The 22316-nt window shown below is 44.9% G+C and carries 15 protein-coding genes and 1 riboswitch; of the genes, 4 read left to right on the forward strand and 11 right to left on the reverse strand.

The annotated features are described in order from the left end of the window. Positions 1-54 precede the first annotated feature (54 nt). Entirely contained in the window at positions 55-936 is an 882-nt protein-coding gene (locus tag NSQ50_RS26305) for an AraC family transcriptional regulator (RefSeq protein ID WP_036685373.1), read from the forward strand. Positions 937-1011: 75 nt separating this feature from the next. On the opposite strand, the gene NSQ50_RS26310 is transcribed toward NSQ50_RS26305, so the two are convergent. The 3 genes from NSQ50_RS26310 to NSQ50_RS26320 form a co-directional block, all read right to left on the reverse strand. Then, positions 1012-2622: an extracellular solute-binding protein gene (locus NSQ50_RS26310; RefSeq protein ID WP_143760527.1), complete on the reverse strand. Its 1611-nt coding sequence runs from the start codon at positions 2620-2622 to the stop codon at positions 1012-1014. A gap of 68 nt (positions 2623-2690) precedes the next feature. Next, positions 2691-3584, reverse strand: coding sequence for a carbohydrate ABC transporter permease (locus NSQ50_RS26315; protein ID WP_036685379.1), 894 nt, complete (start codon positions 3582-3584; stop codon positions 2691-2693). An 11-nt stretch (positions 3585-3595) separates the two neighbouring features. Further along, positions 3596-4471 (reverse strand): ABC transporter permease, encoded by an 876-nt coding sequence (locus NSQ50_RS26320; RefSeq protein WP_094903677.1) that lies wholly within the window; start codon positions 4469-4471, stop codon positions 3596-3598. Between the two features lie 504 nt (positions 4472-4975). Between NSQ50_RS26320 and NSQ50_RS26325 the strand changes: the two genes are divergently transcribed. Then, a complete protein-coding gene (locus NSQ50_RS26325) occupies positions 4976-7210 on the forward strand; it encodes an AraC family transcriptional regulator (protein ID WP_076224558.1) in 2235 nt (744 codons plus the stop codon). A gap of 86 nt (positions 7211-7296) precedes the next feature. Here the strand turns inward: NSQ50_RS26325 and gtfA are convergent, their stop codons facing one another. Beyond that, positions 7297-8739 (reverse strand): sucrose phosphorylase, encoded by a 1443-nt coding sequence (gene gtfA / locus NSQ50_RS26330; RefSeq protein WP_036685382.1) that lies wholly within the window; start codon positions 8737-8739, stop codon positions 7297-7299. A gap of 374 nt (positions 8740-9113) precedes the next feature. On the opposite strand from gtfA, the gene NSQ50_RS26335 reads away from it, so the two are divergent. Further along, positions 9114-10106, forward strand: coding sequence for a LacI family DNA-binding transcriptional regulator (locus NSQ50_RS26335; RefSeq protein ID WP_036685385.1), 993 nt, complete (start codon positions 9114-9116; stop codon positions 10104-10106). A 201-nt stretch (positions 10107-10307) separates the two neighbouring features. After that, a complete protein-coding gene (locus NSQ50_RS26340) occupies positions 10308-12131 on the forward strand; it encodes an exosporium glycoprotein BclB-related protein (protein WP_081386953.1) in 1824 nt (607 codons plus the stop codon). A gap of 1527 nt (positions 12132-13658) precedes the next feature. On the opposite strand, the gene NSQ50_RS26345 is transcribed toward NSQ50_RS26340, so the two are convergent. From NSQ50_RS26345 to NSQ50_RS26375, 7 genes are all read right to left on the reverse strand, one after another. After that, complete coding sequence (locus NSQ50_RS26345) at positions 13659-14774, reverse strand: IS110 family transposase (protein WP_036683961.1); 1116 nt, start codon at positions 14772-14774, stop codon at positions 13659-13661. A 307-nt stretch (positions 14775-15081) separates the two neighbouring features. Beyond that, entirely contained in the window at positions 15082-15891 is an 810-nt protein-coding gene (locus tag NSQ50_RS26350; protein ID WP_036685387.1) for an alpha/beta fold hydrolase, read from the reverse strand. A 105-nt stretch (positions 15892-15996) separates the two neighbouring features. Then, positions 15997-16183: riboswitch (cyclic di-AMP (ydaO/yuaA leader) on the reverse strand. A 320-nt stretch (positions 16184-16503) separates the two neighbouring features. Beyond that, a complete protein-coding gene (locus NSQ50_RS26355; RefSeq protein ID WP_169744809.1) occupies positions 16504-16677 on the reverse strand; it encodes a hypothetical protein in 174 nt (57 codons plus the stop codon). A gap of 84 nt (positions 16678-16761) precedes the next feature. Next, entirely contained in the window at positions 16762-17556 is a 795-nt protein-coding gene (locus NSQ50_RS26360) for a Nif3-like dinuclear metal center hexameric protein (protein ID WP_370511227.1), read from the reverse strand. Between the two features lie 24 nt (positions 17557-17580). Next, entirely contained in the window at positions 17581-19635 is a 2055-nt protein-coding gene (locus NSQ50_RS26365) for an alpha-glucuronidase family glycosyl hydrolase (protein ID WP_036685390.1), read from the reverse strand. A gap of 82 nt (positions 19636-19717) precedes the next feature. Further along, positions 19718-20737, reverse strand: a complete 1020-nt coding sequence (locus tag NSQ50_RS26370) for an endo-1,4-beta-xylanase (RefSeq protein ID WP_036685392.1) — start codon at positions 20735-20737, stop codon at positions 19718-19720. 44 nt (positions 20738-20781) lie between these two features. Beyond that, entirely contained in the window at positions 20782-22314 is a 1533-nt protein-coding gene (locus NSQ50_RS26375) for a glycoside hydrolase family 43 protein (RefSeq protein WP_051491381.1), read from the reverse strand. Positions 22315-22316: the final 2 nt, after the last annotated feature.

The following is a 22316-nucleotide window of genomic DNA, read 5'->3' on the forward strand; positions in this document are numbered from 1 at the left end:
AGATTTCAAACCAATTATTACATTATTCCAAGCTCACTAAAAGGAGCTTCTGACATGAACATCTTGAACTTCACCGTTCCTCCGTTGCTGTACTACATTGTAAGCGGATTCCATACTTTCTCCCCCGGCCATTATCATATGAGCCGCCATAATACCCGGGTGTTCGATTTGCTTGTAGTTAAACAAGGCTGTTTATATATGAGTGAAGGCGGCCTCCCCTTTCAAGTAAAAGCGGGTCAGGCGCTCTTGCTTCGTCCAGACAGCCATCATTTCAGTACGGACAGCTGCAAGGAATCCACCTCTTATTATTGGCTGCATTTTCAAACGGTGGGTGAATGGAATATGACCGAGGATACGGCTGCTGCGCTTGAGAAGGACAACGTCAAAATAGAGAACTCCCTGCAATCTGACGAATTTGATATCCGGCCGTTTAGCTTACGCCTGCCTCAGTATACGACTCTGCTGCAGCCGTCCAAGATAGAAGAGCTGCTCTCACAGCTGAATCAGCTTGTGCCTAATTCCCATTTGAGCGATACTCCATTTCAGCAGCAGCTGTTATTTCAGGAGGTTATTCAGCAGTTATCCGCCTCCCTCAGCCATGAGCGCCCCTCGCCCTCCAAAACATGTGCAGAGCAAGCGGCCTCCTATTTACGCAGCCATTTTCGTGAGCACATCACTGCGCAGCAGCTAGGTGAAAGCCTAAGCTTTCACCCTGTATATATCGCTCGTTGCATGAAGAAGGAATACGGCTGTGCGCCGATGGAATATCTGCTACATTATCGAATTCAGCAAAGTAAACTTTTGCTGATGCAGACCAGCTACACGATTGCCCGTATAGCCGAGGAAGTCGGCTTCAATCAGGCCCCTTACTTCAGCTCCAGCTTTATTCGAATAGAAGGGACCACTCCGCGGGAATTCCGCCAACGCTTTTCGTAGATCCTGAAGACTCTAAAAAACACAAAAAAAGGGATGCTCCCCATTTGGCTTAGGGAACATCCCTTGCTACTTTTATTATTTCAAACCCTTCTCCTGCACATAAGCGTCCCATTGCTTGATATATTCGGTCTGGATTTTCTCAAGGCCTGCTTGCTTAGCCTTTTCCATAAAGGTGGCTAAACCCGCATCAACATCCTCTACTAATCCAGCTTGCAATGGATACAGGTATTGCTTTTCCACCTGCTCTAGTGCTGCTTTTTCCGCCTGATAGGAGGTATAATCCTCAGCAAAACCTGTGAAAATATCCGGTTTCTGAATTTTGTCGAGCTCAGCGAAGATTTCCTTCACGCCGTCATAGGATTTATCAAACAACATGAACTCCGGATTCCGCCAAGCCCAGCCATTCATTCCCTCGCGTGTAAAACCGTTTGTTGAAGCATCACCAATAAGTTCATAGTAGCCGTTCGCATCAATTTTATAGTTCTTTCCTTCCACACCGTATTGTGTGAGTTGGTTGTAACGTTTATCCATGACCATCTTTTCATAGAAGGCCAGCGCACGTTCAGGGTTCTTGCTGCTCTTCGGAATGGCGAAACCATTATGAATAGGATGAACAGGTGTCGCATAACCAATGGTATTGCCATAAGGATAGTAACCTAGATCCCAATCCGGATGTGCTGCTTTCACCTTCATCAACGTATCGTTGAAGCGAGTCGGATTATCTCCGAAGATGCTTGCTGCCTTGCCCGCGATAATCGGCGCCTGGATGGTATCCTTCAAGTTCAGGACGTTTTTGGAAATCAATCCGTTTTCCTGCCAGCGTCTCATCGTCAGCAGCTCTTCTTTATGTTCCTCCGAGCCCCAATAGAGATAAGCTTTTGAAGGATCATCGTACTTAATACCAATACCGTAAGGCAGCGGACTGCCGACCTGTGCGGTAAGTGTTGAATATACATCATGAATGTTACCTCTTACATCACTGTTAAAAGAAGCCGGCGACATCTGCGGTTCATTTTTCTTGATTCCTTCCATGTATGCTTCATAGCTAGCCAGATCTGTCGGCTGAGGCAGATTGTATTTCTTGCGCAGATCCTCACGCCATACGAAGCCATTCGTTACATACTCCTTATAAGTCGCAGGAACGGTGTAAATCTTGCCATCAATCTTCACGGCATCCCACATTTCCTGTGGTACGAATTGCTGGAGTTCTGGGGCAGCTTTTGGCAGCAGATCATCTATAGCCAAAAAAGCTCCCTTTTTCGCATAAGCCTGATATTGTGTCCAGTCCGCAGTGAAGATCAAATCAATCGATTGGCCCGACGACAGCAGCAGCTTATATTTCTGATCCCAATCTGTCCAGGTTGTATAATTGAATTTAACGGTTGCATTCAGATCCTCTTCAGCCATTTTGTTAATTTCGGCTTCAATGCTTGAGAGATCCTTCGGCGCATCGCCTAGCATATAGAATTGCAGCTCGACCTTTTTGGAAGTGTCCAGTCCGGTCTTCTCCTCAGTAACTGCGTTCGTACTTTGTGCTGTGTTTCCTCCGCTATTGCTCTCTTTTACCGCCGCATTGTCTCCGTTTGCAGAATTAGAATTCCCCCCGCAGCCTGCCAGCAGCGTCAAGCCCAATACTGACGTAAGCAGAATAGACATGCGTTTGCCCCGTTGTTTATTCATCTGAATCCTCCCTTTTCACTATGCTTCTATGTTAGCCGACTGTACCTTAACCCGGTAGTGGGCAGGTTGCGGTTCTAACCTTTCACAGCGCCGATGGTTAGGCCTTTGACAAAATAACGCTGAACGAACGGGTACAGAAAAAGAATAGGTCCCGTCACGACAATTGCCATCGCCATTTTGGTAGACTCAGCAGGGACCTCCGTAGCCAGTGACACCCCGGTTCCCGCCCCCATCTGTGCGATAAACTGTGCTGAATTAATAACATTGTACAGATAGAACTGCAGCTGATATTTATGCGTATCATTGATGAACAGGGAAGAGGTGAACCAGTCATTCCAGTAATACAAAGCCAGAAACAAACCGACTGTAGCGATGCCCGGCATGGAAAGCTTGAGTACAATCTGCCAGTAAATCCGGAAATCACCAGCCCCGTCTATTTTGCCAGAATCGAATAATTCCTCAGGAACTGCAGATTTGATGAAGTTTTTCATTAAAATGATCAAAAATGGCGTCATCAGACCTGGAAGCACCAGTACCGCATAGGAATCCAGCAGACCGAGGTATTTCGTAATCATGATGTACCACGGGACAAGTCCTCCCCCAAACAAAGTCGTAAAGTATATATAGAAGGAAAAGCTATTTCGATATTTGAAATCTTTACGCGCCAGTACATAACCGGCCATAGTCATGAAAAAAAGTCCCATTACCGTTCCAATCGCAGTTGTGCTGACTGTGACCGCATATGCCCGCAGCACCTCATCCGGGAAGATGAATACCGTCTTGTAGCCCTCCAGTGAGAACTGTGCCGGAATCAGATGATAGCCATCGCGGATAATGGACTCATTGCTGGTCAAAGACGCAGAGATAATTAGCAAAAAGGGCAGCAGGCAAGCGATCGACAGGCCAATAATGACCACATAGGCAATCCAATGAAGCATTCGCGTATATTTATCCTTTTGAATTTTCATTCCTTATCCTCCTAGAACAGGGCGTAGTCATCGTTTATTTTGCGGATTATATAGTTGACCGTCATAATGAGAACGAAGCCGAACAAGGATTGATAAACCCCGGCAGCCGTTGCCATGCCCACATCAAAGGTTACTTTAAGCGAACGGTATACATAGGTATCAAGGATATCCGTCGTATTGTAGAGCAGCCCGTTATTGCCTATTAATTGATAGAAAAGATCGAACTGGCCCTTCATAATACTGCCGAGCGCAAAGAGCAGCAGCACCACAAAGGTTGATTTGAGCATCGGCACCGTTATATACCAAATCCGCTGGAAAATATTAGCGCCATCAATTTTGGCCGCTTCATAATATTCGTCACTAATCCCCGTAATCGCCGCCAGATAAATCACCATGCTGTAGCCAAGATTTTTCCATAGATAAAAGATAATGATCAGAAAGATCCATGCCCAAGGTTTACTGTAAACGTCGACCGGATCAAGGCCAAATTGGGTAAGCATTGTATTCAAGAAACCGCTGTCATAATTAAACAAGTTGTAGACAATTACGCTGAGAATTACAAAGGATACAAAGTAAGGCAGAAACATTACCGATTGGCTAATCTTTTTAAACCATTTTCCATTGAGCTCACTCAGCAGGATCGCACAGACAATTGCCAGCACATTCCCTAGTACAATAAAAGCAATATTGTATCCTATCGTGTTCATCGTGAGCTTCACCAGCGTACCGGATCTCCAGAGGAACTCGAAATTCTGCAACCCGACAAACTTGGAATTGAACATACTGCTGTTGAAGTCGAATTGAGTGAACGCATAATAAATGCCTACCATTGGAAAATAGGAATTCACCAGAAAAAAGATCAAGGTGGGCAGCAGCATCAGAAACATTACCCGATTGTGCACCAGCTCATACAACAATCCTTTCTTCTTTCTTGTCGTTTGTAAGCGTGCTCTACCATCAGCCTGGATGCCAAGTTCGACGTTTGAAATTCCTTTGGATGAGGTTTGGCTCAAGATCTCTCACTCCCCTTAATATAGAAACTGCATAATTCCACTATAGGGGGATTCTTCTGAACACAGAAGTGAAGCTTACAAGCCTTACTGCACAAACTGGCGAAACAGGAACTGAACAATCAGGATGTTTATGTAAAAGTCTTCGGAGACCCACAGAGCTTCTCAAGCTTCGCTAACCCCGTATAATCCTTGTAGAAAAGGCTGTTTTGTACATGAATATTTAATTTGTTCACTCCCTTCAGATTGGAAAAATGCAGGATTATAAGGTTGCTCCACTGTTCTGTTCACTCTTGGGGACTTATAATAAAGGAACTTCATAATATGAATTCATCCAGAGTCTTGTCCGAGTAAGTCATATGATGATCAGGGGGGGACGGTATGAAGAATAATGATCTACGGAGAAAAAGACTACTGTATGGTAAGCTGCTCACCACCATAACCCTGTGCATATCGTTAACCCTTCTTATCTCTACGTTTGTTTACTATACGTACTACATCGGTGTCGAGAAGACGCAAACCTTCCGCTCCGATCTAAGGGATCTGACCCAGACTGGCAAGAAAGTGGTCAACATGGCTGAAGTCGCGCAAACGCTTTCATTTCAACTGTATCGAACCAGCACGATTTCTCATCTGTTGTTCTACAACAAGCCTTCTATTTATGAGGTAACCGCGGCGATGTCCGATCTCGGAAACTACTTAAATTCCATGCCTTATATTGAATCCATCTATGTATATAATCCGAATAATGACACGGTTTATATTTCGGCAGCACAGGGCCAGAATGGCGTATTCACCACCCGCGAACTGGTGGACACTGAAATTATTCAGATGCTGAATCATTATCAGGATTACAAAACATTCACGCCGATTCCGCGAACCTATTCCATAGATGAACCTGAGAAGAAAACCATCTCAGTCTATACTTACCTCTGCTATGATGCCATCAATTGGGACCGCTCTATTAACTCTGCGGTTATTGTTAACATATCCGCGGCTTGGATCAATAAAGAACTGGCTAACGGCAATACACCCGGTAGTGGCAGTACCTACATTTTAGATGACCAAGGCCGTTTTCTGTCAGGAAATAAGCTGACACTGGAGAAGCTCTCCGGGGATGAAAACAGTTGGCTGGAGCATCAAGTAAAAGCACGTTCTGCCGGCTATTTCACTGCCCCTTTTAGAGGGAATAAATCACTGGTGTCCTATACTTCGCCCGATTCGCTTGGCTGGCAATATGTGCGCATTACTCCTTATGAGGTAATTACTGAACAGACCAATCATATCCGCAATACTACACTTCTGATTTCTTTAATTATTTTATTGTTCGGTCTTGTTATTTCTAGGGTACTGTCCAAACGGCTTTATCTGCCGATTGATTCGATCGTAAGCCGAATGAACACCCTTGAGGCAGATAAACGCAACAGCATGTTCACGATCAGGCAGAATTCATTACGCAATCTGGTGCTTGGCATTAAATCTCCTCATAACAGCCGGCAAAATGATGTTCAACAGCTGGGTATTTCTTTTAATTTAAACGAGGGCTACCGGCTAGTATTACTACGCATTGATGAGTACGAAGCTCTGCGAAAGGAACGAGGCTCTTATCTCCTTCCGTACAAGTTTGCCATCATGAATATTGCCTCAGAGATCTGTGGACAGACTTATCAGGTGGAAACTGTAGATATGAATGACGATAGCGTGGTCATGTTGCTTAGCAGCATGACCTCCACTGAACATCTGGATACCGAGCTGATTGAAGTGCTGCTGCGGCAGATCCGCGTGGCCTGCTGTGATTATCTAAAAATCGGACTGTCGTTAGTGTACAGCCCCATCAGTGATAATCCAGATGTACTAAACCGGCTGTACAGTCAGGCCAGAGAAGCTTCCAAACATAGACTGTTTTATGGTCATGGCAGCTTGATCAATGCTGAGCGCATTAGCGAGCTTCAGAACAATCTTTACTCCTATCCGGCTGACAGCGAGAAAAAGCTGGTCGATGCGCTCACAAGTGGCAGAACAGACGAAGCCCGCAGTCACTTCTCCGAAATGGTACGTGAAATGGAGCAATACCCCTATCATGTGCTGGAACTTACTGTTTCAAGGGTGACGCTAACGATTAAACGAATCGTCGATAACATCAAGAAGCTTAGTCCTACCTCCACCGAAGGGATGATGGTGATGCCTTCGCTTGAACATTATGAAACGATAGAAGAATTTGAAGCGGCTTTTTACCAGCTTTTCGATCATATTCAGGAATTCCAAGCGGATAAGCGCAGCTCCAAGCAAAGCGATCTAATCCGGCAAATCAACCAAACCATTCAGCAATCTTACATGGACCCTTGCCTAAGTCTGAACCAAATCGCGGATGAACTTAATATGTCTCCGATTTATGTCAGCAGACTTTATAAGCAACAGACCCTAACCACTATTGTGGATGTCATCATGGAGGTACGGATGAAGGAAGTTTGCCGCCTGCTTGTAGAGAGTGATTTGTCGGTATCGGATATTGCTGAAGTAACTGGCTTCACCAGCAGTTCTTATCTCCACCGGATGTTCAAACGCAACTTCAGCCTTACACCAATAGAATTCAGACGGACCAAAAACAGTTCATAACATGAATCACCTATCCCCCAAAAAGAAGGGTGTTCCAGCAGCCATTAACCCAGCCTTTGGAACACCCATCGATATCATATGAAATATTAAAATACCTTCGCAATATTTGCTTCATTCTCACCTGCAAGAATGGTGTATTCTTTGGTCAACAGATTCGCTTCAAGCTTCGCCACACTGTTCTCATTTTTCCAAGTGATGTTCAGCTCATTCTCACTACCTTGTTCAATCTTGATCTCACCATCAAAAGCTGGACAGCTATTTCTGAATTTTAACAATGCGAACAGCTTTTGAACAACAGGACGTTGTACCTCAGCAGCAATTTCATCTTTAGAATAATAATGGCGGTTAATATTGCGTCCTTCTTTTGTGCTTTCGAGCAGCTCAATATCATTCTCGCCAGCGAATAGACCTACATAATAAATCTGTGGAATACCAGGGGCGAAGCACTGAATAGCTCTGGCCAAAAGATATGCCTGATCATCATTGCCAAGTGCAGAATAATAAGTGCAGTTAATTTGATAAATATCCAGATTATTATAAGCGGCGGAGCTATATTTTTTCTTAACATTCGCTCCTTGGCTATATAGGCTTTCTCTGGTCATTTCAGCTTCTTCGTCGGTCATCAGGTCCTTAACATCCACTACGCCGATGCCGTCATGCGTATCCAGGGTAGTGAATTGTTTTCTCGGACAGATTTCCAGCCAATGCGCAAGCCGATTTACTTTTCCACTATACAGAGCATGTAATACCAACATTGGCAGGGCAAAATCATAGACATAATAATCCTTGTCTGCAATCTTCAATTGAATGCTGTAATGCTCATGGATTTCCGGAAGAACAGTTACGCCATAAGGTGCTACTACTTCTTTAGACAAATTCAACATTTCCCAAATATCCGGTTCTACGAAAAAGCAGTTGGTACCGATCTTTTTGTTGGCATAGGCAAAAGCGTCCAGCCGGATAATCGATGCTCCTTTATCAGCAAGAAAGGTCAGATTGTCTTTCACGAATTTCTTCGTAGTTTCCATAGTCACGTCCAGATCAATCTGCTGCTCATCAAACGTACACCAAACCTTTTCCTTCGTCCCATCTTTAAAAGTAACCTCTACGTATGGCGCCCGCGGTTTACGTTTATAAATTAAATCCACATCAACCTCAGTTGGTTCACCGTTAGGCCAGAAATCCTTGTAACGAATGAATAAATCCTTATATTCCGATTCATCCTTCTTCTCAAGGAAATCTTGAAAGTATGGAGACTGCTGTGAAATGTGATTGATCATGAAATCATACATCATGTAGAACTTCTGGCTCATCTGTTCAATTTCCGCCCAGTCGCCAAAAGCTGAGTCAACCTTGGTGTAATCCATCGGGGCAAATCCCCGGTCGCCCGAAGAGGGGTAAAACGGCAATAAATGAACCCCACCCACGACTCCTTGCAAGTGTGTATCCAGTACTTCGTTTAGTTCTTTTAAATTGTTTCCCATGCTATCTGCGTAAGTGATAAGCATAGCTTCATTTTTAATCTGCATATTGGAGTTCTCCTTCTATTTCAATTTATACACTCTTGCTTCATAAGTCAGAGAAATCATCAAACTAATGTAATTTAATGAAAGCGTTCTCCTAAGGATCCTGTTCCTCCCTAGATGAACGTTTATTCAAAACCAATTTTATAGATGTGCAAATAATATGTCAAACGTTTTCATATAATTATATTCATATAATATAGACAAAATTATTGATATTTAATATTATACCTGAATATTTTGTGGTAACGTATAACATACCTATTATAACTATCAAAAACAATCTATGCTTTTACAATTGTTAGTCTTGATTAGTGTCAACAATCCAAGAAACGTTGTAGAATATAGATTAGAGCATTTTATGAAACGGGGATGAGGGTATGGCAAGTATTAAAGATGTTGCCAAGGAAGCGGGCGTTGCTGTAGCTACCGTGTCCAGAGTAATGAACAACCGGGGATATATCAGCAAAGAGACGCGTAAAAAAGTTGAACAAGCGATGGACGCCTTAGATTATCATCCTAATCAAATCGCCAGAGCCTTACAGAAGAATCAATCCTTTTTTATTGGGATTATTGTTCCAGATTCGAACCACCCTTTCTTTTCCGATCTCATCAAGTATGTTGAAATGAGTGCTAATGAAAAAAACTATAAATTGCTAATATGCAATTCTCTTGACGATCCTGAGAAAGAAGCCAACTATATTAGCATGCTTCGCCAGAATCAAGTAGATGGCATTATCATGTGCAGCCACACCATGAATATTGAAAGCTATAAAAAGGTCCCTTTCCCTATTGTCTCTTTTGACCGTTTTATTTCCTCCAACATTCCTTGTGTGGGATCGGATAATTACCGCGGTGGTGAGCTAGCTACCGAACATTTGATACAGCTGGGCTGTAAACGGTTGCTACATATCTCCGGCCCGCTAGATCTGGATATTCTAGCGAATCGTCGTCGGGATGCTTTTGTCATCACTAGTATGAAACATGGTGTAACCTACGATATTATCGAAGGTGCGCATAATAAGCTTACCTTTGATTATTTTTGGTCCTTTGTCACCGAAAATATCTCTCCAGCCCAACTTCGAGAATATGATGGAGTATTTTGCAGTAATGATATTGTGGCTTATGCTTTATACATTTATGCTGAACAGCAAGGCATTCGAGTGCCCGAGCAACTGAAAATCATCGGTTATGATTACCACAGCTTTACCCGCATGCTTCAGAGTCCTAAATTGACTACCATAATGCAACCTAGTGATCGGATCGGGGTCATGCTGACCAATACTCTCCTGCAAATGATCGAAAGTGCTGACGGAGAGCTAATCAACAACACTACTGTAGACGTAACTCTTATTAAAGGAGAGACTACTTAACGTATCTATTAAAAAGGTAGACTACCGTAATTAGCGGTGGCCTTCCTTTTTTTGTATTGCTTCATTAATAACGACTTTCAGGAATAACGGCTTTCAGGGCAATTATTGTAACAACTTCCGCTTCTCAGAATATGCTGATTGGGCAGGTTCCCATTTTTTAAAGGAATGAACAGGAGAAGTTCAAGGAGGAGATATAGAAATATGCCTGATTACAGACCATTTAAAGGCGATGCTATCCTAAACAAGCATGGAAGGATCAGCAGTCCTATTAGAAAGAGGGAGTGTAACGCACTATTAAAAATAGTCACTGATCTCTCTGCAGTGGTACCCCCCGTACTTACGAATCCCACAACACTTCATATTGTCAATCTCCAAAGAGTGTTAAGAGAGCTATTGGAATTCTTGCATACTTCTAAGTTATGCAGCCCTTTTAGAACTGAGCTACTTTCTGTAGTAGAGATAACCATTGTATCGACCGAAGTCAGTCCCTTCTCAGTCGTAAGCGTTGGCACTAATCTTCAACTGCTATTAGCTGAGTTATTATCTTTTATTCTCGCCACGAAGATTGACCCTAATTGCAAAGATCAGCTGATTATTCAGATCAGACATATTCAGGCTTCTATTACACAAGCAATTGGATTACCTATTAAAGGTGTGACTGGACCTCAAGGGCCACAGGGACCACAGGGACCTCAGGGGCCGCAAGGATCTCAGGGGGTTCCGGGAGCAACGGGAACTACAGGGGCAGGGCTGCAAGGAATTGTTGCTTTTAATCCTGCATTAAGCCCTACTTATCCTGCCGGTCAAGTAGTAACCTTCAATGGCAGTACCTATATAGCTACTGTTGCGGGACCAACGGGAACACCTGGAAGTTCACCAGATTATTTATTAATTGCTGGGGGCTCCACAGGCCCCCAAGGACCTCAAGGACCTCAAGGCCCTCAAGGAACACCGGGACTTCAAGGACCTCAGGGACCGCAAGGGGTAGGGCTGCAAGGGATTGTAATCTTTAATCCTGCACAAAGTCCTACTTATCCAGCAGGTCAAGTAGTAACCTTCAATGGCAGCACCTATATTGCTACCGTTTCTGGACCTACTGGAATACCCGGGAGTTCACCAGATTACTTGTTAATCGCTGGTGGCGCGATGGGACCTCAAGGACCACAGGGTGTGCAGGGGATTCAAGGGCCAACAGGTGCGCAAGGACCAGCAGGTCCAGGCGTAGGAGCAACTGGAGCGACTGGCTCGACTGGCGCTGCAGGCTTGGCAGGCCCTGCTGGTGCAACGGGCGCGACTGGCGACCCCGGCGCGGTCGGCGTTGCCGGAGCTACGGGTGCAACGGGTGCGACTGGTGATCCCGGTGTGGTCGGCGTTGCCGGAGCTACGGGTGCAACGGGTGCGACTGGTGATCCCGGTGCGGTCGGCGTTGCCGGAGCTACGGGTGCAACGGGTGATCCCGGCGCGGTTGGAGCTACTGGCATTACCGGAGTCACTGGTGCAACCGGTAACGGTGCAATTATTCCGCTGGCATCCGGAGGACCTATTATTATGACCACAGTTTTAGGTGGTTTGGTGGGAACAACAAGCCTTGTAGGCTTCGGAAGTTCAGCCACAGGCATTTCTCTTGTTGGCGGTAATATTGATTTAACAGGTACTCTCCTTGGACCGCTTATCAACTTTGCATTCTCGACTCCTCGTGCAGGAGTGATAACATCCCTTGCTGCTTATTTCAGTAATACCATAGCTTTATCGCTGCTTGGTACTACAATAAATGTAACAGCACAGTTGTACCAATCGGCCACACCAAATAACACATTTACTGCTATTCCAGGGGCATTAGTAGCGCTCCCACCTATCACAGGTACTATTAATCTAGGAACTTTTGTCAATGGAATTACAAATGATATCAATTTTGCTGTAACACCACAGACACGTCTGCTTATGGTATTCTCAGCCACTGCTACAGGCCTCACCCTTGTAAATACAGTCACTGGTTATGCAAGTGCTGGCTTTACGATTGTATAATCATTAAAACAAATTCAAAAAAAGGCATCTGCCATTCCTTCTAAGGAGTGATAGATGCTTTTTTGGTAATATACGGTACACTTACTTGATCTTTCGGACTCAACTGCCGCTATTCGTTAATTTATCCCTGTTTAGAGAGATCATCGGACCTGAGAGGCGGTATTGGGCAGAAATGGTGCTCAATAGCGTCTATTTTGTACAAATAACGCCTATGGGGTCCAATAGCAACTCAAAAATAGGAAAATGTTGCAAATAAGAGCGCTTGAGTCCGATAGTCTGTCAATGTCACTCCCCGCTCTTCTTCTCTCCTACTCATGTCCGGAGGCTGAATCCCTATTACCGAAACCTTCCTTTCCTTTGGTCTCGATCAGGAGCTGCAGATACGCTGCTTACTACACCTCCTTCTATACACTTACCATCACTACTTAGAGTCTACTGTTTCTTTCCCACGTCGGATGAGCTGCTTACTATGCCTCCCTCTATACACTTACCTTAACTACTTAGGTCTACCGTACTCTCCCACGTCGGATGAGCTGCTTACTACGTATCCTTCTATACACTTACCTTCACTACTTAGGGTCTACTGTTCTTTCCCACGTCGGGTGAGCTGCTTACTACGCCTCCCTCTATACACTTACCTTCACTACTTAGGGTCTACTGTTCTTTCCCACGTCGGGTGAGCCGCTTACTATGCCTTCCTCTATACAATTACCTTCACTACTTAGGGTCTAACGTACTCTCCCACGTCTGATGCGCTGCTTACTACGCCCCTTCTATACACTTACATCCACTACTTAGGGTCTACTGTTCTTTCCCACGTCGGGTGAGCTGCTTACTACGCCCCTTCTATACTCTTACCTTCACTACTTAGAGACTACTGTTCTTTCCCACATCGGGTGAACTATATTTGATGCTGTGGTAGGGTAGGGACATTAAGTGGCGTTCTAGGTACAATATGCTTGTAAATGTTCAACATCCACCGGTTAGTAAAATACCAAAGGCTGGCTCATTCGTAGATTTCACTACTGATGAGCCAGCCTTTAGTTAGATATCCATTATATTAGGGAAATCCTCCCTAATATTCATCGATAATCGCTTTAAAATAAGGTTTTTAGGGAATTTATCCCTAAAAATTCATGCAAATACCCATTTATGGCTAAAACATCCTATTATTAGGGAGGTTTTCCCTAATCCACGTTCTAGGAGCCATAATCCCCTTCATTTTAGGGAAGTTTTCCCTGCTATGAACGAATTAGTCAATTCCCCTGTTTTCCCCTTTAACTAGAGGGTTTTCAATCCCTTGGGCACAGAGACAAAATGCGAGTCGTCGGCTGGCAATCTGCTATCCGTGGGTTGGTTACCACATATTATGCCTACGTCGAAGGAGCTTCCGTAAACTAATTTCGCACGTTAGATCAGGGATCCTGTGCACAGGGAATTCACGGATTCTCCTCGAACCTTTCTCTTTGTCTCCATGCCCCAAGGATTCAAATCTTTTGGGTATGTTTTTATTTTTTTTCGTTTCACCTACGCCATTTTTCGTTCTGCCTCTACCGCAATCGACCAGATAAATCCAATTAACTCACGACCCACTGCTGCCATGGTTAAATTTCGGTGTTTCCCGCGTCTGACTAATTTTAAATACTTGCTGTGTAACCGTTCTTGGGCTTTCCACGACGTTTCATGGACATGAATACTCTGGCCCTCAAGACGCACTGCTAAATCTCCCTTGACGGCAGGGCGGTGACGGTAACTCCATGCGGACTCCACCAGTGCGCGCCGCACTCCGGAATTTCCGACTTTTGTAAGACTCCCTCTTTTGGTACTTGCTCCCGAGGAATATTCCCGTGGCACGAGTCCCAGGTAACTCATGAGCTGAGCCGGTGAACGAAAACGTTCGAAATTTCCAATCTCGACAACTAAAGTCATAGCTGTCAGCAGGGCGATTCCCCTCAGGCCTTGCAACGCTTGAATGACAGGTGCGTAAGGGCAGATCTGTGCTTCTTCTCGCATTGCGGCTTCAAGTCGCTTGATTCGCTCCTCCACTTCCCGGAGCTGTTGCAGGGATTCGGTAAATACCCGTTCTTGAGCTACATTATTAAACTTCAGCATAGAGAGCCATTCCCGGTACCTTTTGGTCCAGCGTTTTTTCATACCCTCTGGCTTGTGAATTTGGTGGCGCAATAGAAAATGAATGAGCCGTTGCCGAGCCCGATGTAGGTCTTGCCTAGCATCTTCTCGTGCACGAATGAGATCTCGTAAAGCTTCGAGTTCTGGCGTTGGCACATAGATCGCAGTCAATTCTCCAGCCCGGTGTAACTGAGCCAGTTTTTCTGCATCCCGTCGGTCGGTTTTTATGGCATCTCCGGGACGCTGTGGCATACGCGAAGGTGCAATTACCACACAGGAAATTCCCATCTTCGTCAACCAGCGGTATAAGTCGTACCCCGTAGGCCCGGCTTCATAGCAGACCTCCAGTGTAATCCCTGAACCTTTGAGTTTCCGAATCATTCGAGCCACTGCATCTGGGGTATGGGGGATGGCTCCATAATATCGTGCGGGTTCCCGACCCTCATCTGCAATCGCCACCGCAATTTTTTCTTTAGACACATCCAAACCGACGTATTTTATGGTATTCTTCATAGTAACAGCTCCTTTCGCATGTAGCTCTGTAATGGTTGTCCTTTTAACTTCCATTTTAACCTACGGTGTGCGAAACAGGGGCTGCCTTTCGTTCATCATAACTAATCCACGTTCTAGGAGCCATGCTCTCTATCACTTTAGGTAGAATTTCCCTAATTCACGTGCTAGAAGCCATAATCACCTTCACTTTAGGGAGAATTTCCCTAAAGTTCTACCCAGAAAGACGTCCCATAGCCAGCTCATGCTCCCTGGCTATGGGACGCCCTTTTCCACTTAAACGCTTCGCTTGTAAAGGTCTCCCTATAGATCAGCTAATCTGCTGACTGCCCTGCTGCTTCTCCAAGAAACGTTGAAGAATCGCATTGAATTGCTCCGGCTGGCACAGATTACTTGGATCTAATGCGTTCGGAATAATCGCCAACTGCGCATGTGGCAGCTGGGACACCATTTCCTTCATACAATTCACTCCAAATTCATTAAAGTCCCCTACAATACATAAAGCAGGACGTTTAAAAGCCTTTAAGCATCTGGTGTAATCAACATGGCTTGTAGCCAGTCTTTGCCGATATAGCTCCCGGGGACGTTTGTCCAGCAACCCTCTTCTAATCTCATTGTAGGCCAGACTCCAGCGCTCTCGGTACATCATCCGAATCGAAGGCAACACCAGCTCGCTTGGGAGATAATACATTAGCAAACTGCAATATGCTGCCATAGTTTGTATTTTCCCTACAATTGTTGATCCGTGAGTCCTACAGAAGCTGTCTGCGACCACAATTGCTTTTACACGCTCAGGATATTGTTTGGCAATATGCTGAACGACTAAGCCACCATAGGCGATTCCTACAAAAACTGCTTCACGGATACCTAGGTCATTCAACAGCATAATCAGATCCAGACATTGCGTCTCAATAATCTCATGTGGGGCCTCCAGCAGTTTACCAGACTTACCATTCCCCCGTAAATCGCACAAAATCACTTTATATTTATCGGAAAAATACTCCAGCTGTGGTTTGAACATACTGTGTGTTAATCCATGTCCATGGATAAACACAACCGGAGTGCCAGTTCCATTGATTTCATAATAGAGCGAAGTTCCGTTCAGTTTAGCGATAGGCAAAGGTAACACCTCTTTCATAATAAATTCTACGTCTATATCTGCTTAAAAACGCAGCAAAAAACCACAGAGGGATTCTCTGTGGCTATTCATCACTAAACACGCCATTCATCCTCTCTCCATACGCTTACGAGGTTAGCTGTCGGATTCGGGCAGTGAGAGTTGCCCTACCTGCAGGGATGCATATTATGCACCCGGAACAGGATTCACCCCATAACCAGTGCCGACTCTCACATCGGCTGCCAGTTGTTGGTTCCCCCGCTTTCCAGAAACGGAAATTAAGCGGATTGCTTATGTAATTGTAAATTTAAGATAATTGTCAGTTCTGAGATGAATCATACTCTTGTAAGGTTTGCTTGTAAAGGAGGGCTCTGGTCAAAATAATGTTGAAAGCAATGCTTTTCATTTCATATTGAGCATACTCTTCATTTTCTCTTTCTTTTGCTCTTGTTTACTCGTTTTATTTAAGAAAATGGCTCTGAACCAAGCCAAACGGAGGTTAAAACACCAGTACTTTCTATATAAAGGCCATCCTTTTCACTGGAGATATGAAAAAAGCTAAGCAGAATCAGAGATATTCCCCTGTCCACTTAGCTTCCTCTTACAATACTATGGCTACAAAAGATCGGCGTTTTTCAATGCATGCTCCCAGCTTGGAAAAAAGAACAGCGCACTTCTCATAAGCTCAGGATCGCTCTGCTTTACTTGTTTTTTACTGATCGAGCTTCCGTCGCTTTGCAGCTTTTTGATCCGACTTAATACTTCATCAGCCTCCAAAGGAATTTCCATTGAAACACTCCTTTCTCAGTGACCTGTTTCCCTTCATTTTCTCCATAATATGTTTATTTATTCCGTACTCTTTATTTCCCCAGATTAAACCATCTGATAGATGGGTTGTTCAGCAATGAACCGGCTAGGAAGCATGGGATATTTGTCTGCTAAGATTTCAGCTAAATATTTCATCCCCGGCGCTTCACTCTCCGCATGCCCTAACATGATGAGCGCTTTAGATCTGCCTTGGTGCCCTGCATCCCGCACATATTCCGGAGTCTCCCACTCTGGTCCCTCTCCAGCAATAATTAAATCAAGATTGTGATCATTAAAATGCGGAATAGCCATCGTCCCGCCTCCTCTGTAACCTACTAATATCCCTACGCGTTTGCAGGACAGAGACAGGTCACCGGCAGCGCGTACATAAGAGATCCCTAGCTTACTTTTAATATATTGAGCAGCTTCCAGTACAGTCATAGCAGGAATATTGAGAATCGTAGCAGCTGCTTGCTGCTCTTCCACGTATGCGGACCAATCTAGTTCTCGCAGCAAACCCACCATAATTCCATCCGGCTTTTGCCGATGCCAATAATCATGATAACGAAAAATAGCAATTTGGGAATGTTCGATCAGACTTTTTTTCGCATGATAAACCGGATCACCTTCTAACCACTCGCTCGCCGCATGATGGCTATAAAATACACCTTCATGCGTGATCAGCAAATTGGCTCCTAACGCTATTGCTTGCTCCACAACATTTTGTGTGGCAGAGAAGGCCGTAATAATCCCTGTGACTTCAGTTTCCGGTTCCCCTGGGTTCAGAATATCCACAGTCCCTTCTACCTGTTCCACAGTTCCCATTAAATCTTCCAAAATCGCTCTAATCGTGAGGCTCACTATCATCATCCCTCGATTCGAAATCTAATAAATCTTTCTGCCTTTAAGATCCTCAATTCCGCTCTTGCGGTAAAAATACGTATTGATCCGATCTCTCCATTCCTGCGCATGCTCTGCTTGCTCTTCAAGACGTTGCTTCACTTGCATATACCATCCACTATCCACGCTGCCTTCAAGTGATTCCCATGTCGCTAGAAGCCGTGCAGCCTGCTCAGCCCCCTCAAAATGAGTATCGTAGATATGCTGAATAATAGTTTGCCCCGATTGCAGAACATACGTGTATGGAACATGATGAAAGAACAGCAACAGCTCTTCCGGACAAGACGCTAGATTCTCATAATTTGATGCATTAAGCCCCATATACTGTCCGCTATAACCCGTTCCCGATTTGACTGAACGATCCACACCAATGCCCTTATGATCCGCATAATGGTACGTTCCCCACTTGGCGTATTCATACCCATCCACATTCGGCCCATAATGATGATCCGGATTAACCATCCAACCCACACCTAATGGAGCTGTGTAAGATTCGTAAATCCTCCATGAGTCCATCAACATCCCGCGAATAGCAGCCACTAGACCTTCATCAGTGCCAAAGGTAAGCCGAATCCATTCCTCAGCTATTTCTTTTGCCGTCAGCTCCGGATTCCAAATTAATCTTCCATATCCATACAGATTAGCTTGAGCTAACCCATGCCCCGTCCAGTTCATGTCATCTCCAACATTAGTTACAGCAGCCACACCATTATACTTATTTCCCCACACCGATCCGTCCACAATATGTTTCACAAGCGTAGTTTGCCCTCTGGCATAAGTATTGAAATCAAGGACTTCTTTCCACTGTGGAACAAGATAACAGAGATGCCGCTGCTGCCCCGTATATTCTTGAGCAATCTGAAACTCCATCAGATGATTGGTATGTTCCAGTGCGCCAAACAGCGGAGATACCGGTTCTCTGACTTGAAAATCCATCGGTCCATTCTTGATTTGCAGCACTACATTATCATTAAACCGGCCATCCAATGGTTTGAAATGATCATATGCCGCTCTGGCCCGATCTGTCTTACGGTCACGCCAATCCTGCTTGCAGTTATATACGAAACAACGCCAAATCACGATTCCGCCAAACGGCTCCAGTGCTTCTCCCAGCATGTTGGCGCCATCTGCATGGTCACGTCCGTAAGTGAATGGTCCTGGTCGATTTTCTGAATCCGCTTTGACCACAAACCCGCCAAAATCAGGTATCGCCCGATAAACCTCACTAGCCTTATCTTTCCACCATTTCCGCACCGCTGGGTCCAGAGGATCAGCTGTGTCCAATGCTCCGATCTGTATCGGGCTGGCGAAGTTAGCACTGAGGAATAGCTTAATCGCGTATACGCGGAATATTCCTGCAATCAACGCGATATCAGGCAAATATTGCTCCGTTATAAATAGAGATTCAAGCTCATGAACATTCACATTGTTAATCGAAATCGCGTTGATACCCACAGAGGACATTAATCTGGCATAATCACGTAGCCGCTTTGTATCGTTAAGAAATTGATTGGACTCGTAAAAAAAGGAGCGTCCAGCATAGCCACGTTCAATACTGCCATCAAAATTATCCCAGTGATTAATCATTCGCAGGCCGTTCACCGGATTCATAGATAAATCTAGAGCGTCTATCTCGCTTTCTGTTCCTATCAGCCGTAAAAGATGGAATACACCATACAAAATTCCAACAGACGTTAAAGCACCGATAGCGATACATCGCTCAGTAGCGTTTGTACGTATAAGGAAACCTTCAGGACCTAGTGAATCGGTTCGCTCTCCTCCGAATACTCTACCAATTAACGGATTCCCCCCTTGGAGGGTTCCTATAACGATACACGGTCCTTCTGGTTGCGCTGTGAGCAGTGGCGCTTTGCCCAGCATAGAGGTCATCCCCTGTATGAATTCCGCGGCTGCTGCCTGAATCGTCTCGTTGTCCTCCGTTACAACCAACTCACCACACCAATTTAAATATTGATTGTATAGAGATCCAGATTTCAGCTTGCCATAGTTGAGCCAAGCCTCATAAGCGGTATTTGTCATGTATATTCCTCCCGTATAAATAACCCGCCCTGGATTAAAAAGGGCGGGTTCATGATTCGCAAGCTTGAGCAGATTACCCACTCTATGATTTGGTGACAGCGTTAAGCAATTGATGATAAGCCGGCTTAGGATTATGCTGCTCATCGAATAGAAATGGCCAATTTTTCCGTCCCCGAACAGGGAATTCGTCCAGCCATGTATAGTCATCCGCTGCTCCCCAGAAAGTGACAGAGCTAATCACGTCGCGGTATTCTTTCAACAGAGCAAACATCGCTTCATACCGCTCTGCCTGCAGCTCGAGCAGTTCGGCAGGTGCAACCTTTAAATCCATGCGTTTGTCATCGAAACGGAACATGGATACATCCAGCTCTGTCAATTGGAGCTGAAGCCCTAAAGATGCATACTTCTCAATAGCAGCACGTATATCGTCTAAGCTCGGATCGTATAAATTCCAGTGTGCTTGCAATCCGACGCCATGGATCGGCACTCCTTGTTCCAGCAGCGACTTCACCATTTTATAGATTTTATCGCGCTTAAGGGGATTAGACTCGTTATAGTCGTTGTAGAATAATAAAGCCTTAGGATCGGCTTCATGAGCATATTCAAACGCTTTGCCGATAAACTCCGGTCCGACAATGTCCAGCCACTTTGACCGGCGAAGAAGTTCTTCTCCTTCATCTGCAATAACTTCATTTACAACATCCCAAGCATAGATATCTTCCTTGTAACGCCCAACCACGGTCTGAATATGTGATTTGAGCCGTGCAAGCAATGCCTCTTTGCTTACAGGCCCACCCTTCTTATCCTCAAACAACCAGTCCGTAGTCTGGTTGTGCCAGACTAAAGTATGCCCGCGCATAACCATATGATATTTTCGGGCGAACGCAACCAACTCATCTGCTAGCTTAAAGTTATAAATATCTTCAAGCGGATGCAGACTTTCAAACTTCATCTCATTCTCAGCGGTAATGCTATTGAAATGATAGGCGAGCAAGTGCTCCTGTGATTGAATCGTCAACGGGTTAACGGCTGCGCCAATTTTGTAATCCTCAGCAAATATTGTTTTTAGTGCAGGTTCTGTGTAATCACTAGCTTGTCTCAACAAGTTCCCTCCTGACAAACGCATTTATATCAGTATTCGAATAATTAAGACTGATAATCGAACCAATCGAAGTAGGCAGGCACCTCAGCTACCTTGCCATGACCTGTCGCATATAAGCCGATAAGAACACCCGTAAATCCATTTCCTTTTACGGCTTGGGGGGATAATGGATAAGCTGCCGCTGTTGATAGCTTATTCCACTCCTGCCCATCCAAAGAATACAGGAAGCTGTATTCGTTAAGCTCAGCCTTAGCTTTCAAATAAATTCGCTCGGCAGTAGTTGGAATCTCTGCCGCTGTATGGGTTATTCCATCCATGGTCACATGAGCTGTAATCACTCTTTGGCCGTTTTTTTGAACAAGTCCAATTTCATAATGAGCGTTCTCATCTAATCTGGCGCAAAGTCCAGCCTCCACATCAGCAATAGATGAAGGCATTTCAAGCAGTGTGCTCCATTCTGCTGAAGTATGCTGCTGTCTTCTGCCTACAAAAGCCACTTGGCCTACTTCACTGAGACCTTTCGGTTGTCCTCGAAGAGATAACCATCCCTGCCGTTCGTTTAAGGACCAGCTTCCCTCAGCCGGATTCCGCAGAAAGGCTAATCCCAGCGGCAATACATGTTCATCAAAATCATATCTTCCACTAGTCTCAGGTTTTGGTGATTGACCAGGTACACGTGAAACCTTCATTTCCAGTCCGACAGTGTCTTCATTATTATCGATCATCGGCCATCCGTCTTCAGTCCAGCTTACGGGAGCAAGGAAAGTCTCTCTTCCAAGCACAGTAAATTTTGCATCTACTAGTCTTACTCCAAGGAATACGGCCCACCAATCCCCGTTACGATCCTCAATCAAATCGGCATGCCCTAAATACTGAATGGGATTATCAGTACCGCTGTGCGTCAATATCGGATGCGGCAATCGTTCAAATGGTCCATAAGGAGAGGAGCTGCGGCCAATGATCTCCCGATGTTCCTTTGCCGTTCCTCCTGAAGCCGTCATGATATAGTACATTCCATTTATTTTGTACAAATGGGGGCCTTCCGTCCAAGGTCCACCATCCCCAGTCCAGATGACAACAGGTTCTGTTAACGCTGCTCCCGTAGCAATATCTATCTCATATTGGATGGCATGGGAGTCATAATCTGCCCCCTGCTGGGTGGTTACATAAACCTTTCCATCCTCATCAAACATTAGAGAAGGGTCAATTCCTCCATAAGGAATACTAATCGGATCTGACCACGGACCCGCAGGATCCGTAGCCGTAACATAGAAATTCCCTTTCCCGTGTATTTCGGTCGTTATCATGTAAAACGTTCCTTCATGATACCGGATCGTTGGGGCAAATATCCCTCCAGAGCTCTTGCTTTTACGTGTATCCAGCTGACTTACACGATTGAGCACATGACCTATTTGGGTCCAGTGAATCAAATCCTGACTATGAAAAATAGGTACGCCAGGGAAATACTCAAAGGAGCTGCAAACTAAATAGTAGTCATCCCCTGCCCGGATGATACTTGGATCAGGATAGAAGCCTGGAAGTATCGGATTCGTGTATGTGATTGAAGATGGGGTCATAA

Source organism: Paenibacillus sp. FSL R10-2788 (genome assembly GCF_038003885.1).
GTDB classification, from domain to species: domain Bacteria; phylum Bacillota; class Bacilli; order Paenibacillales; family Paenibacillaceae; genus Paenibacillus_AQ; species Paenibacillus_AQ odorifer.